This is a genomic window from Adhaeribacter arboris (genome assembly GCF_003023845.1).
Classification (GTDB): domain Bacteria; phylum Bacteroidota; class Bacteroidia; order Cytophagales; family Hymenobacteraceae; genus Adhaeribacter; species Adhaeribacter arboris.
This window is the reverse complement of the sequence record NZ_PYFT01000001.1, coordinates 1,776,397-1,790,003: the sequence shown is the minus strand read 5'-3', so window position 1 is coordinate 1,790,003 and position 13,607 is coordinate 1,776,397. Positions and strand designations below refer to the sequence as shown.

General features: G+C 41.9%; 14 protein-coding genes. 8 read left to right on the top strand and 6 right to left on the bottom strand.

Annotated elements, in window-relative coordinates; all coding sequences use genetic code 11:
* Positions 1-222 precede the first annotated feature (222 nt).
* From ubiE to AHMF7605_RS07350, 4 genes are all read left to right on the top strand, one after another.
* A complete protein-coding gene (gene ubiE, locus AHMF7605_RS07365; protein ID WP_106927900.1) occupies positions 223-945 on the top strand; it encodes a bifunctional demethylmenaquinone methyltransferase/2-methoxy-6-polyprenyl-1,4-benzoquinol methylase UbiE in 723 nt (240 codons plus the stop codon).
* The gene (gene porT / locus AHMF7605_RS07360; RefSeq protein WP_106927898.1) at positions 894-1,640 is read left to right on the top strand and encodes a type IX secretion/gliding motility protein PorT/SprT; all 747 of its coding nucleotides are present in this window, start codon (positions 894-896) and stop codon (positions 1,638-1,640) included. The genes ubiE and porT overlap by 52 nt, the downstream gene beginning before the upstream one ends.
* 108 nt (positions 1,641-1,748) lie before the next feature.
* Entirely contained in the window at positions 1,749-2,498 is a 750-nt protein-coding gene (locus tag AHMF7605_RS07355; RefSeq protein WP_106927896.1) for an SDR family NAD(P)-dependent oxidoreductase, read from the top strand.
* Between the two features lie 103 nt (positions 2,499-2,601).
* Positions 2,602-2,991 (top strand): VOC family protein, encoded by a 390-nt coding sequence (locus tag AHMF7605_RS07350; protein ID WP_106933382.1) that lies wholly within the window; start codon positions 2,602-2,604, stop codon positions 2,989-2,991.
* Between the two features lie 55 nt (positions 2,992-3,046).
* Here the strand turns inward: AHMF7605_RS07350 and AHMF7605_RS07345 are convergent, their stop codons facing one another.
* Positions 3,047-3,544 carry a cytidine deaminase gene (locus AHMF7605_RS07345; protein ID WP_106927894.1) on the bottom strand — a complete coding sequence of 166 codons (498 nt, stop codon included), beginning with the start codon at positions 3,542-3,544 and terminating at the stop codon, positions 3,047-3,049.
* A 198-nt stretch (positions 3,545-3,742) separates the two neighbouring features.
* On the opposite strand from AHMF7605_RS07345, the gene AHMF7605_RS07340 reads away from it, so the two are divergent.
* The gene (locus AHMF7605_RS07340) at positions 3,743-5,080 is read left to right on the top strand and encodes a saccharopine dehydrogenase family protein (RefSeq protein WP_106927892.1); all 1,338 of its coding nucleotides are present in this window, start codon (positions 3,743-3,745) and stop codon (positions 5,078-5,080) included.
* Here AHMF7605_RS07340 and AHMF7605_RS07335 read toward each other — a convergent pair.
* The 5 genes from AHMF7605_RS07335 to aroQ form a co-directional block, all read right to left on the bottom strand.
* Positions 5,077-5,793 (bottom strand): tRNA1(Val) (adenine(37)-N6)-methyltransferase, encoded by a 717-nt coding sequence (locus AHMF7605_RS07335; RefSeq protein WP_106927890.1) that lies wholly within the window; start codon positions 5,791-5,793, stop codon positions 5,077-5,079. The two genes, AHMF7605_RS07340 and AHMF7605_RS07335, sit on opposite strands and share 4 nt — an antisense overlap.
* 2 nt (positions 5,794-5,795) lie before the next feature.
* Positions 5,796-6,260, bottom strand: coding sequence for a ribonuclease HI (gene rnhA, locus AHMF7605_RS07330; protein WP_106927888.1), 465 nt, complete (start codon positions 6,258-6,260; stop codon positions 5,796-5,798).
* Positions 6,261-6,430: 170 nt separating this feature from the next.
* Positions 6,431-6,997, bottom strand: coding sequence for a MarC family protein (locus AHMF7605_RS07325; RefSeq protein ID WP_106927886.1), 567 nt, complete (start codon positions 6,995-6,997; stop codon positions 6,431-6,433).
* 46 nt (positions 6,998-7,043) lie between these two features.
* Entirely contained in the window at positions 7,044-8,123 is a 1,080-nt protein-coding gene (locus tag AHMF7605_RS07320) for an aminotransferase class V-fold PLP-dependent enzyme (RefSeq protein ID WP_106927884.1), read from the bottom strand.
* Between the two features lie 57 nt (positions 8,124-8,180).
* The gene (gene aroQ, locus AHMF7605_RS07315) at positions 8,181-8,636 is read right to left on the bottom strand and encodes a type II 3-dehydroquinate dehydratase (protein WP_106927882.1); all 456 of its coding nucleotides are present in this window, start codon (positions 8,634-8,636) and stop codon (positions 8,181-8,183) included.
* A 152-nt stretch (positions 8,637-8,788) separates the two neighbouring features.
* On the opposite strand from aroQ, the gene xerD reads away from it, so the two are divergent.
* The 3 genes from xerD (at position 8,789) to AHMF7605_RS07300 (ending at position 13,593) form a co-directional block, all read left to right on the top strand.
* Positions 8,789-9,688 carry a site-specific tyrosine recombinase XerD gene (gene xerD / locus AHMF7605_RS07310; RefSeq protein ID WP_106927880.1) on the top strand — a complete coding sequence of 300 codons (900 nt, stop codon included), beginning with the start codon at positions 8,789-8,791 and terminating at the stop codon, positions 9,686-9,688.
* 116 nt (positions 9,689-9,804) lie between these two features.
* Positions 9,805-12,540, top strand: a complete 2,736-nt coding sequence (locus AHMF7605_RS07305) for a TonB-dependent receptor (RefSeq protein WP_106927878.1) — start codon at positions 9,805-9,807, stop codon at positions 12,538-12,540.
* A 3-nt stretch (positions 12,541-12,543) separates the two neighbouring features.
* Positions 12,544-13,593 carry a DUF4249 domain-containing protein gene (locus AHMF7605_RS07300; protein WP_106927876.1) on the top strand — a complete coding sequence of 350 codons (1,050 nt, stop codon included), beginning with the start codon at positions 12,544-12,546 and terminating at the stop codon, positions 13,591-13,593.
* The last annotated feature ends 14 nt before the right edge of the window (positions 13,594-13,607 follow it).

Below are 13,607 nucleotides of genomic sequence, written 5' to 3'. Positions count from 1 at the left end.
TTAAGTAAATCGTCGGGATTGGGGTGAAAGGCAAAATAAATAGCTTCCACCCGAAGGGAATAACATTAAGATACTTAATTCTAATTATATCGTAAAGAATTGTACTTAAAATACAATTTTCGCGTTTTAAAGGCTAAACTTTGGTTTAGCCTTTTTTTTGCACCGAAGCTACGTATTACTGGTAATCCATCGTACTTTTGGTTCCGGATTTAAAATTAAAATATGGCCGTTGTTCCTTATAAAGATACCGCAGAAAATAAGAAATCGCAGGTGGCGCACATGTTTAACAGCATTGCGGGCAAATACGATTTCCTGAATCATTTTTTAAGTGCCGGGGTAGATATTTACTGGCGCAAAAAGGCCATCGATTTGGTAGCGAAAACAAAGCCCGAGTATATTTTAGACATTGCTACCGGCACCGGCGATTTTGCTATTGAAGCATTAAGAATAAAGCCGAAGAAAATTGTCGGGGTTGATATTTCCGAAGGGATGCTGGCCGTAGGCCGCCAGAAGCTAGACAAAAAGCAAATCAGCCACTTAATTGAGTTAAAAACCGGCGATTCGGAAAATCTGGAATTTGAGGTGAATACGTTTGATGTGGTAATGGCCGCTTTTGGAGTACGAAATTTTGAAAACCTGGAAAAAGGACTTTCCGAAATGTTCCGGGTTTTAAAACCGGGCGGTCAAATTCTAATTCTGGAATTTTCTAAACCCAAAGCTTTCCCGTTTAAACAAAGCTATAATTTTTATTTTAAGCGCATATTACCGGTGTTCGGCAAACTAATCTCCAAAGACCGGGCGGCCTATACGTACTTGCCGGAATCGGTACAAGCTTTTCCGGACGGCCCGGATTTTATCAATATTTTAAAACAAGTCGGATTTAAATCAACCACATGGCATTCTCTTACTTTTGGCATCAGTTCCATTTACGTGGGTACCAAATAGCAGCAACTTTCTTTTTTTTGTTACTAGCGGCTATTTGCCAGCCTGTACAAGCACAGAAGAAAATTGAAAAAATTAATTTATCGAACCACGATGCCAAATCCATGCATTATGGGTTTCACCTGAGTGCCAATTTAGCCAAGTTTAAACTCGAACATTCCCAATATTTCGTGGATAGTGTCTACAAACCCGATGGCAGCACTCTTTTTTCGCAAGGCACCCCAGGTTTTAACATTGGCTTTGTTTTAAATAAAAAAATAACTCATTACGTAGATCTGCGCTTTTTACCGGGAGTCGGATTTTACTCGCGCCGCTTGAATTTCAAGAACGGCGAAGGCGAAGAAAGTACCCAGGAATTTGGCATTACGGCCGCGGAATTTCCTTTATTGGTAAAATTAAAATCGGAGCGGCGCAAAAATGTACGGGTATACGTAGTAGGAGGAGCCAAGGCCTCTATAAACGTGGGTAATAAAAAGAAAGGCGATGCCGCTACCCAGTTAGAAATTAACTCCAATGATTTTGCCATTGAATACGGGGTAGGGGTAGATTTATTTTACCCGTTCTTTAAATTTGCGCCGGAACTTCGTTTTTCAAACGGACTTACTAATTTGCGTTCGCCGGGTAATAACCTGGGCGCCAAAAGCCTGGACCGGGTTACTACTAATACGGTTACCTTGTATCTGTTTTTCGAAAACTAAACTAGTATTCAGCCAACTATGAAAGAGCGGGTTGTTTAATCTTACGTAAACGGATATATCATACATTATAACGGTGGACTGTCGTCTATCGACTAAGGACTAAACACTATGAAAAAAATTGCTTTTATAACCGGTGCTACTTCGGGTATTGGTTGGGCTACCGCGGTAGCCTTGGCAAAAGTAGGCTATCGCATTATAGCTACCGGTCGGCGGGCCGAACGATTAGACGCCCTACGAAAAGAAATTGATCAGGAAATTTTACCCTTGGTTTTTGATGTGCGCGATAAACAGGCCGTGAAAGCAGCCGTAGCCAGCCTACCTACCGAATGGCAGCAGATTGACGTACTCCTGAATAATGCCGGTAATGCCCACGGTTTAGCTCCCATTCAGGATGGCGACGAATTAGACTGGGAAATGATGCTTGATATTAATGTAAAAGGCTTACTGTACGTATCGAAGGAGATTATTCCGTTGATGTTACAGCAACAAGCCGGGCATATTATTAATATTGGTTCGGTAGCCGGCAAAGAAGTCTATGCTAACGGAAACGTTTATTGTGCTTCTAAATTTGCGGTAGATGCGCTCACCCAAGGCATGCGATTAGATTTAAACAAATCAGGTATTAAAGTTTCGGAAGTAAATCCGGGTTTGGTGCAAACCGAGTTTTCGGAAGTACGGTTTAAAGGCGATAAAGAACGGGCGGAGACAATTTACCAAGGCTTTCAACCTTTACGCGCCGAAGATATTGCCGATTTAATTACGTTTATGGTAACCCGCCCGGCGCACGTAAACCTGGCAGAAATCTTGATTTTACCAACGGCCCAGGCCAGCGCAACCACTGTTAAAAAAGCTTATTAATTCAATTATAAAGAATAGTAATTGATTTTATAAGCTGATTTAAATGTAAAATTCTTTAAAAATTTAAAAGCAGGGATCATTAAAATAGAAATTCTAAGTGAAGGTGGAATTCGCAAAAATTAAAGAAACCTGCCTTTACGTAACCGACTTGGAGCGTAGCAAAGAATTTTACCACGCGCAATTGGGATTACCTATTATAAGTGAAGTACCGGGCCGGCATTTATTTTTGCGGGCGGGTAGTTCGGTTTTGTTGTGTTTCCTTGCTGAAGTTTCCCGTCAATCTACTGAGGTGCCGCCGCATTTTGGTTCGGGGCAGTTGCATGTAGCTTTTGAAACTAGTCCGGCTGAATATCCTAAATGGAAAGAGAAAATAGAGGCCCTTCAAATTCCCATTGAGCACGAACATAACTGGGGTAATGGTTATTTGTCCTTTTATTTTCGCGATCCGGACCAGCATTGCCTGGAAATAGTGATGACGGGTATGTGGGAATAATCCTCTTTGATATTAATTACATCTGGCAGAGAAAATTCTAGAAAATACGAATCTTTTAGCCTTTAATAAGTAAGTTCTCCCGGGAAAACTGTAAAGGCAATAAATCACCTACCGAATGGCATTGGTAAAATAAGCTAGGAGCTACCTGAATTAAAATCTTAATGGGAGAATTCTGACGATTTTCGTATTCTGCCATTACTTGCCGGCAGGCTCCGCAAGGAGTAGCACCTATAAATAGTTCCTCACTTTTTCTACGAGCCGTAACAGCCATCGCCAAAATTTTTCTTTCTGGGAGCAATGCACTTAAGCCAAATAATGCTGTACGTTCGGCACACAGACCAGAGGGATAAGCGGCGTTTTCCTGATTGTTGCCAATGTGTACCGAGTTATCATCCAGCAATAAGGCGGTACCCACTAAAAAGCCAGAATAAGGCGCATATGCTTTTTCTGTAGCGTGTTGAGCATGTTTCAGCAAGTTTAGCTCTGCCGGAGTAAGTTCCGCTAGCGATTCTAAAACATCGAAAGTGAAAGTAAGCTGAAGCTGACGCGCCATGAATAAAATACTAGCTTAATTTTAAATGGTTAAGTAATATATGGTTTGTGGGAGAATATCACTAACTAAAAATTCATATCTTTTTAGGATAAATGTATTTTGTTCCAAATTAATGCTTTGATTAAGACTAAGCGAAACATACAATTAAAAACTTAGCCGTAACACCGTCTTTATTAACTTACACTACAACCTTTTGATATGAAGCAAATATTGTTGCTGGGTGCTGGCCGTTCGTCGGTTTACTTAATAGATTATTTGATAGAACAAGCACCTTCCCTGAATTGGCGGATTACTATTGCAGATTTGCAAACCCACCATTTACAAAAGCAAGTAGAACAATTTCCCTTTGTTTTGCTGGTTGATTTTAACATTCATATCCAAGAGCAATTAACAGTTCAGGTTGGGCAAGCAGATTTAATAATTTCCCTTTTACCCGCTGCTTTTCACCTGGTGGTAGCGCAAACCTGTTTGGACTTAGGCAAACATTTTTTAACCGCTTCTTACGTTTCTCCCGAAATTAAAGCCTTGCACGAAGCTGCCCAACAAAAAGGTTTGTTATTTCTAATGGAAGCTGGTCTGGACCCCGGAATGGATCACATGTCGGCTTTGGCGGCCATTGCTAAAATCAAGCACAAAGGAGGCGAGTTGCTAGCATTCAAGTCCTATACCGGAGGATTAGTGGCGCCCGAATCGGATACCAATCCGTGGCATTATAAAATATCCTGGAATCCGCGCAATGTGGTGCTGGCGGGTCAAGGTACCGCCCGGTTTCTGCAAAATAAGGCACCTAAATACATCCCGTATCCACAGCTGTTCCGGCGTACGGAAAAAATAGAAATAATTGGCTTAGGCGAATTAGAAGGATATGCCAACCGCGATTCGCTATCTTACCGGGAAGCTTATGGTTTGGAATCTATTGCTACATTAATACGCGGTACTTTGCGTTGGCCGGGGTTTTGCGCAGCCTGGCGGCAATTAATCCAACTAGGCCTCACCGACGATAGTTATACTTTGCTTCATTCGGGAGGTAGGACGTATGCCCAATGGTTGGAAAGTTACTTACCTGCTTCCTCCGAAAATTTACCGCTACTAACCCGATTAGCCAATTATTTAAACTTACCGGAAAATAGCGCCGAGATGGAGGCTCTACAATTTTTAGGCTTACTAGAAAATGAATTAATTAATCTAGAAAATGTTACGCCGGCGCAGATACTGGAACAAAGGTTAATTCAGAAATTACCTTTACAACCTACTGATAAAGATTTGGTGGTAATGCAGCACGAATTTAAGTATAAGTTAGGTAACGAAAATCGCCGGTTGAAATCGGCTTTAGTTGTGATCGGGCAGAATGCTACTTATACGGCTATGGCTAAAACGGTAGGTTTACCTTTGGGTATGGCCGCCCGCTTCATTTTACAAAATAAAAATTTTCTTACGGGAGTGCACATTCCAACTCACCCGGAAATTTACGAGCCTATCTTGGCTGAACTTAAAAAATTGGGAATATTATTTACCGAACAAGAAGAGCTGCTTTAAATATGTAAATAATACGGCCGCAGTAATTGTTGAAAGAATTCGGAATATTGGTTGTTTGTGGTTCGGATGTAAATAGGAGAGAGTACTTCTGGGGTTAAAACGGGCCCAAGCTGAAACTGTAAAATACTGCGGAAATGTTTACCCGTTTCGCTGGTAAATACCGGAAGTTCTTGCCGAAGAAAAAGTTGGTACGCTGGAGCTATTTTTTTTAAGGTTTGTGCTTCGTGCGGGGGTAATAAAAGGTATAAGAAACCAGTTGGTTGTAAAAATTTTTGACAAAACCGCAATAAATCCGAAAAAGGCAAATCAGTGGTATGCATCGCCCGGTTGCGGGCATTATCCGGAGATTTAAGCGACGCCTGGTAAAACGGGGGATTACTGATAATTACGTCGTAGCTTTCCTTATTAATATTTTCAAAATCTTGTAAGCTACCTGAATAGACGGATAGGCGATTGGCCCAGGAACTTGCGGCAAAATTTTCGGCTGCTTGCTTAGCGGCCTCAGAATCCAACTCCACGGCTTTAATTTTTGCTTGGGATCGTTGGGCGGTCATCAGGGCGAGCAAACCGGTACCGGTACCAATATCCAAAACAGAAGCTGCCTTCTCCACCGCTACATAAGCCCCGAATAAACAAGAATCCGTACAAACTTTCATGGCGCAACGGCTTTGCTCTACCCGGAACTGTTTAAACTGAAAATAAGAATTAGCCACGGTTACTTCGTTAATTTTTCGGCTGCTTCGTAACCGTAATCAATTAATAAATTGGGGCTTAAGGCGCTTTCCACCGCCATTTGGTCGCAGCGTTCGTTCTCTGGGTGCCCGGCGTGGCCTTTTAGCCAAACAAACTTTATATCAAACTTCCGGTAAAGCGGTAAAAATCGAGTCCATAAGTCGGCGTTGGCCTTACCGGCAAATCCTTTTTTTTGCCAACCAAACACCCATTTCTTTTCCACGGCATCTACCACGTATTTGGAGTCGGAGTAAATGGTTACTGGGATATTTTCGGTTTTAAGCGCCTCTAATCCGGCAATTACGGCCAGTAACTCCATGCGGTTATTCGTGGTCCGGCGGTAACCGGCCGTGAGTTCTTTTTCAAATTGCTTGTATTTTAAAATGGTACCGTAACCCCCCGGCCCCGGATTTCCCCGCGAAGCCCCATCCGTAAATATTTGAATCATGTTTTTAGTCCATAGACCATGCTCCAGAGCCTTTAAATTTTATACTGTATAATATTGTTGTAAGATAATGCGTGTTATGAGTTATATATTTTATACAAATAGACTTAATAAACTTAATTCATCTCTAACGACTATAATCTGTGGACCATGGACTATCGACTATCGACTAATCAAAAATGAATATTGCTTTTGAATAACTTAATGGCGATAGCCAGTAAAATCACCCCGAAAACTTTCCGGAGAATATCGGAACCGCTATCGCCTAGTTTTCGCTCTATCCAACTCGATGATTTGAGTACGATGTACACAAAAACTAGATTTAGGACGATACCAACTAAAATATTAGCTAAGGAGTAGGCGGCTCGTAAGGATAGTAGAGTAGTAAGCGTACCGGCCCCTACAATTAAAGGGAACGCCAAGGGCACAATAGAACCCGTTTTGGAATTCGGATTAGATTGAAACAAATGAATGCCCAATACCATTTCCATCCCGATCAGAAATAAAATAATTGCCCCGGCTAAAGCAAAAGATTCGAAATCTAAACCGAACAATCTAAGAATTTCCTGACCCAGAAACAGGAAAACAATCATCAGCACCCCGGCTACTAAAGTAGCTTTCTCCGATTGTATCACTCCTTCGCGTTTCCGTAATTCAATAATGATGGGAATAGAACCCAGGATATCAATAATGGCGAAAAGTATTAAGGTAACCGAAAGAATTTCTTTAAAATTAAACATGCAGCAAAATGAACCGTGGAGCCTGATTTTTCATGAAGCCACAAATTTAAGCGTAATATTTCAGAAAAAATTCTTTTAAGGTTTCATATTCCTCATCCGCAATAGCTGGGAAATTAGCAATCCGGAAGGTGTTTTTGGCCCAGGTTCCGTAACCATTACCTACGGTAATATTGTGCCGAGCGGCATTTTTCTTTATATCCTCTATCATTTTAGGATCGCTTTTTAAGGCCAGAACGGTATGGGAACGCACATCCGGGTTCTCGACGAGTAAGGCTATCCCCTCGCTGATTTGTTCCTGAAAAAAATCGTATAATTGCTGCGCCCGCATTGTTAATTCTTTATCTATTACTTTAATCAAAGGTCGCTGTTCCAGTACTTTATGCAGTAAATAAATATTTAATACGTTGGGAGTGTGCGTGGTTTGGTAATTCAGCATTTTCTCGTACATGGGCACAAGGCTATTATAATGATTCCGCTCGTTTATTTGTTTGGCCCGGAAAATGGTGCGCGGCGAACAAACCAATACGGCCATGCCGGCGGGCAACCCAAAACATTTTTGCACCGAAGCGTACCATATATCGGCTTTAATGTATTTTAAATTAATACCAGCCATGGAAGAAGTAGCATCTACCGCAATAAGTGGGTCCGGGAACCGGTTAAACAAGTTTAATATCGTACTTTCTTTAATTTGGGTACCGTTAGAAGTTTCGTTTTGAGTGATGCAAATCAGTTCGGTTTGGGCCGGAATAGGTAAATCATTCACGTTTATTTCGGCATTCAAATCAAATGCTACTCCGGTCGAGTCCGGCCGCAGCTTTCGGGCATATTCCAGCCATTTCTGACCAAAGGCTCCGTTGTAAACATGATAACTCCAACGCTTAACCAGGCTCTGAATTAAAATTTCCCAGCATTCGGTAGCCGAAGAAGTAAAAAACACATAGTAATCCTGCGGTATATTTAACTTCTTTTTCAGGAGAGTGACGGTATTTTTAGAAATCTCCACGAATTTTTCGCTGCGGTGTTGTATACCCAAAATACCTTCGTCGAAGGCCAAAGTTAAATAATCTTTAACTTGGTCGTACACTTTAGAAGGACCCGGGTAAAAGTTTAAGGGAGTAAGGGGCATGGTACTTTAGAAAATAGAGGATTCGTTAAAGCTGAAGTTAAGTTTACCAACGTGTTTTTAAGTGGTTTTGTATTCGAAACCGACTTTTTTTGGTTTCAAGTTGTGCAGATAAGTTAACCCAAGTCGGTAACCTTCCAGGCCAAAGCCCACAATACAGCCTTTGCAGTTCTTGCTAATATAACTTTTATGCCGAAACTCTTCGCGGGCGTACACATTAGAAATATGCACTTCAATCACCGGCGATTCAATAGCCGCAATGGCATCGGCTAAAGCAATGGAAGTATGCGTATAAGCGCCCGCATTCAGTAAAATACCTTTATAGCTAAATCCTACCTCGTGTAACTTGTTAATTAATTCGCCTTCCATGTTACTTTGGTAATACTCCAGATCCATGTCCGGAAAGGCATTTTTTAACTCCTCCAAGTAATTTTCGAAAGAACGGCTACCGTACACCGATTTTTCGCGGGTACCCAGTAAGTTCAGGTTAGGACCATTTAGTATGAGTATTTTCATAAAATTGTATTCCGTTTATTTTACTAAGCCAAAGGTAGAAAAAATTAGTCCCGCTGCCTACAACCCGATTAAAAATGGAGTGCCTGGCCGCAAGTAGATTTGTTTCTTTGTTCCTTATACTGCTTATTTGTCTTTTTATGTAAAATAGAACTATGAACTGGAGCACGGGACTGCAACAATTTAAAGCGTATCTGCAACTCGAAAAATCTTTATCGGATAATTCGGTAGAAGCTTACCTGCGGGATGTAAATAAGTTAATGCAATCGCTGGAAGCCAATAATCTTTCGGTGGGACCATTAGAGGTGCAATCCATGCATGTGCAGGCTTTATTAAAATGGGTGAATGAACTCGGCATGACGCCCCATTCGCAGGCCCGCACCCTTTCCGGAATCCGGGCTTTTTACAAGTTTCTGATCATGGAAGATTTGCTGGCCGCTGACCCTACCGAAACGATTGAAGCCCCAAAATTAGACCGTAAATTACCCGATACGCTCCGTTACGAAGAAATTACCCAGTTGTTGGAGGCCATTAATGTATCTACCCCCGAGGGAACCCGTAATAAAGCCATGCTCGAAACTTTGTATAGTTCCGGTTTACGGGTATCAGAGTTAGTGGAGCTACGGTTGAGTAATGTTTACCGCGATTTAGGTTTTGTAAGAGTTACCGGCAAAGGCAGCAAAGAACGGTTGGTTCCCATTGGTCGGGATGCTTTAAAATATGTTAAAATTTACCTCGAAGAAATCCGGTGCCATTTACCTATTAAAAAAGGACAGGAAGATTTTGTTTTTTTAAACCGCCGGGGAGCCGCACTTACCCGGGTGATGGTTTTTACCATTATAAAAAATTTAGCGCAAAAAGCTGGCCTGAACAAGATTATTAGCCCGCATACTTTCCGGCATTCCTTTGCTACGCACTTAATTGAAGGTGGCGCCGATCTACGGGCCGTTCAGGAAATGCTGGGTCACGAGTCGATTACTACTACCGAAATTTACACCCATTTAGACCGGGATTATTTAAAACAGATTATCCAGGATTTTCATCCGCGTAGTTAATATTGGGTAAGGTTATATTATTTTTTGTAACTGCTTATTATTAACAAAAAAATTAGTAAAATGCCAGCGTAATAATCAGATTTATCGAAAATTGCTGTCCGAATTATTTTTCTTTGATGAAAGTTTACTGCTGTTTTATATATTTTAGCTATTTACTTTTTTTTCATCCGCGAATCCAAGCCCAACCAGCGGCGCCTTCTACAGTTTCCCATCCGGATACAACTGTATTTATTTCAGTATCGGCTACCAACCAACCCTTACTTCAGGTTTTAACGGCTATTCAGGAGCAGTACAAAATAAAATTTTTTTATCGCCCGGAATGGCTGCAAGGGAAAGTGGTTAGCGTTACTAATAACCTAGTTTCCTTAAGACAAGGTTTGAAACAAATTCTCCAAGGAACCTCTCTAGATTTTATTATTTATCACCCAACGGCGGTGGTCATTTTACCGGATGTTTCTTCAACAGCTAGTAATCCTCCGGAAATGAAAGAAGATAAAGCATTAGTTGAAAGCGATAAAGTGGTTATTGGCGATCGCCGGTATGCCCGCGTTAATAAAAAATATACTTTAAAAGGTTTCCTGAAAGATAGTGTATCCGGGGAGCCAATTATTGGCGCCAACGTGGTAGAAACAAACCAGGGAATAGGTACAGCCACGGATAAAAATGGCTTTTATTCTTTAGTGCTTTCCACCGGTTATCATTCGCTTGCTTTTAGTTCTATTGGGTACGAAAGTGCCGAACGAGTTATTGCTTTGTATAGCAACGGCTCGTACAACCAATCCTTAGTTAAGTCCGCGGTTCAACTTTCCGAGGTCGAAATTAAAAGCAGAGCCAACAAACTTGATAACCTGGCAGCCATTCAATCGGGGGTAACCAAGCTCGATTTGAGCCAGGTAAAAAAACTACCGGCTTTTATGGGGGAGATAGATGTGGTTAAAACCTTAAAACTAATGCCAGGGGTGAGCTCTATTGGGGAGGCGGCCAGCGGGTTTAACGTACGCGGGGGAAACGTCGACCAAAATTTAATTTTAATGGATGAAGCCCCCATTTTTAATTCTTCGCACCTCTTTGGCTTTTTCTCGGTTTTTAATCCCGATGCTTTACAAGATATTACTTTGTACCGCGGCGGCATTCCGGCTCAGTACGGCGGCCGGATTTCTTCGGTGCTGGAAGTGAAGCAAAAAGAAGGAAATTTTGAAAAATGGGAGGGAAATGGTGGTATTGGTCCGATAACCGGCCGCTTGGCTTTGCAAGGGCCCATCATCAAAAATAAAACCTCGGTTTTAGTAGCGGGCCGTAGTTCGTATTCGAATTGGATTCTTAACCGCATGCACGACTCGGACCTGAGACAAAGTAGAGCTTCATTTTACGATGTTTCGGCCAAAATCAGCCACAAATTGTCGGCTAAAGATAAAATTACCTTAACGGCTTATTCCAGCCAGGATAAATTCGGTTTTGCCCGGGATACCATTTACAGTTGGCAAAACCAGGCCGCGAGTTTATTGTACGGTCATACCTTTACCGATCGTTTTTTTCTGGATGTAGCGGCCGTCTATTCCGATTATAATTTCCGGATTAACGTGGACGAGCCAAACAATGCTTCGGTTTACAAAAACGGAATTCGGCAACAAAGTTTAAAAGCCACTTTTACCTATTTAACCGGACCGCACGAGCTTCAATTTGGCGCTATGGTAAATAATTATTTATTCTCTCCTGGCCAAATAAGACCCAATTCCAGCTACTCGCAAATTATTCCTATAACTCTGGCGACTAAAAGAGCCCGGGAAGGAGGCATTTTTATTAACGATGAGTTTAACATAACTCCGCGGTTATCTATAATGGCGGGAGTTCGGTTTTCGGTTTATCAGCACTTAGGCCCCGGCCAGGTTTTTAGTTATGCCGAAGGTCAGCCCCAAAAAGAAGAAACAATAGTGGATACGTTGCAATACAGTTCCGGGCAAGTGATGAAGACCTACGGCGGACTAGAACCCCGAGTTTCTTTGCGGTTCCGGCTAACGGAAAATTCCTCTATAAAAGCGGGTTACAACCGTATCCGGCAATACATTCATTTAGTGTCGAATACTGCCGCCGCTTCACCCGTTGATACCTGGACTACCAGCAGCACTTCCGTTCAGCCCGAAATTGGCGACCAGGTTAGTTTAGGCATTTTCCAAAATCTGGCTCAGAATACTTTTGAAACTTCCGCCGAAATTTATTACAAAGACATTCAGCATATTCTGGATTACAAAAACGGAGCGGTTCTGTATTTAAATAATAATTTAGAAACGGAGTTGCTGCAAGGAAAAGGACGGGCTTACGGGGCTGAGTTTACCGTAAATAAAAAATCCGGACGCTTATCGGGGTGGGTAAATTATACTTACAGCCGCATTCAACTTCAGATAGAAGGAAAAACCTCGGAAGAGACGATTAATTACGGCCAGTACTATCCGGCTAATTACGAGAAACCGCATACGTTAAACCTGGTGAGTAATTACCAGTTTAATAAACGGGTAAATTTTGGCGCCAATTTTACTTACAGTACCGGTCGGCCTATTTCAGCTCCTATTTCTTATTACCAATACGATGTGTTTTCGGTACCAAACTATGCTTTGCGTAACCAATACCGCATTCCGGATTACCACCGCCTCGACTTGTCTATTGGCGTACAAACCGGTTATCGGAAAAAGAAAAAATGGGCCGGCTCCTGGAATTTTAGCGTGTATAATGCTTACGCTCGCAAAAATGCCTATTCCGTGTTTTTTAAGAAAATATACGGTGCGCCTCCTCAACCTTATCGTTTAGCCGTGGTTGGTACCCTAATTCCGTCTGTTACATATGATTTTAAATTTTAAAAAATGCAGCACCCTACTGTTTGGAAATACTTTTTAGTTTTATTGGCTTTAACCAGTTGCATTGATCCGGTGAATCTGAGCTTAAAACCAGAGCCCGACCAATTAATTGTAGAAGGATTAATTACAAACGAAAATACCCAAGCTCCCATAAAATTAGCTTATTCTCAGCCTTATACCCAGCAGCTTGGAGTAATACCTAAACCCCTTAAAAATGCCACCGTTTATGTTGAAGATCAGAATAACAACCGTTTTGATTATTACGAAAATGCTCCCGGCAACTACATTTCCCAAGCTTTTACCGGAGTAGTAGGCAATACCTATACGCTCACCATTATTACCGAAGGAAAAAAGGTCTACAAATCTAAACCCGAGAAAATGCTGGCCACTACCCCCGTTGACGGGTTGGCCGCTGAGATACGAGCGCGCCCGAAAGTAGATAGCCAAGGTGACGAAATAATTGAATATAACTTTCAAACCTTTGTCAATACCAGTGACCCGGCCGAAGAAAAAAATTATTACATGTGGCGATGGGTTGGAACCTACGAGGTGCACACCCAACCGCAGGACCATACCAAAGATGTAAAAGGAACGCCCGTACCCGATCCGCTGCCTTGCTGCGCGGTTTGCTGGGTAACCGAAGGACATCAAAATATTTCCGTTAGAAACGATGCTTTGATAAACGGAAATAAAATAATAAAACAGCCCATATCTTTAATTCCTATTTTACCCGAGAACTTTAATTTCAGGTATCATTTAAGAGTAAAGCAGTACTCCTTAACGGAATCCGCTTATAATTTTTGGCGGATTCTTACTTCTCAGGTAACGGGGGTGGGCTCGGTGCAAGATCCACCGCCCGCCTCGGTACCGGGTAATATTTACAATGAGGAGGATGAAAAGGAAATGGTGCTGGGTTATTTTGGTGCTTCAGCCGTTACCACCGATGCCTTTTTCATTGATAGGGGAGAAGTTCCGTTTGCTATTCCCCGCTTTATTTACGCCGACGATTGCCGGGTTCTTAAAAACAGCACCGCCATTAAACCAGATTTTTGGTAACCAGTTTAATTTAT

Bases quoted from the DNA above. Each gene is read 5' to 3' on its own strand.
- ubiE (WP_106927900.1), top strand. From the start codon at position 223: ATGGCCGTTGTTCCTTATAAAGATACCGCAGAAAATAAGAAATCGCAG.
- porT (WP_106927898.1), top strand. From the start codon at position 894: ATGGCATTCTCTTACTTTTGGCATCAGTTCCATTTACGTGGGTACCAA.
- AHMF7605_RS07355 (WP_106927896.1), top strand. From the start codon at position 1,749: ATGAAAAAAATTGCTTTTATAACCGGTGCTACTTCGGGTATTGGTTGG.
- AHMF7605_RS07345 (WP_106927894.1), bottom strand. From the start codon at position 3,544: ATGGCGCGTCAGCTTCAGCTTACTTTCACTTTCGATGTTTTAGAATCG.
- AHMF7605_RS07340 (WP_106927892.1), top strand. From the start codon at position 3,743: ATGAAGCAAATATTGTTGCTGGGTGCTGGCCGTTCGTCGGTTTACTTA.
- rnhA (WP_106927888.1), bottom strand. From the start codon at position 6,260: ATGATTCAAATATTTACGGATGGGGCTTCGCGGGGAAATCCGGGGCCG.
- AHMF7605_RS07325 (WP_106927886.1), bottom strand. From the start codon at position 6,997: ATGTTTAATTTTAAAGAAATTCTTTCGGTTACCTTAATACTTTTCGCC.
- AHMF7605_RS07320 (WP_106927884.1), bottom strand. From the start codon at position 8,123: ATGCCCCTTACTCCCTTAAACTTTTACCCGGGTCCTTCTAAAGTGTAC.
- aroQ (WP_106927882.1), bottom strand. From the start codon at position 8,636: ATGAAAATACTCATACTAAATGGTCCTAACCTGAACTTACTGGGTACC.
- xerD (WP_106927880.1), top strand. From the start codon at position 8,789: ATGAACTGGAGCACGGGACTGCAACAATTTAAAGCGTATCTGCAACTC.
- AHMF7605_RS07305 (WP_106927878.1), top strand. From the start codon at position 9,805: ATGAAAGTTTACTGCTGTTTTATATATTTTAGCTATTTACTTTTTTTT.
- AHMF7605_RS07300 (WP_106927876.1), top strand. From the start codon at position 12,544: ATGCAGCACCCTACTGTTTGGAAATACTTTTTAGTTTTATTGGCTTTA.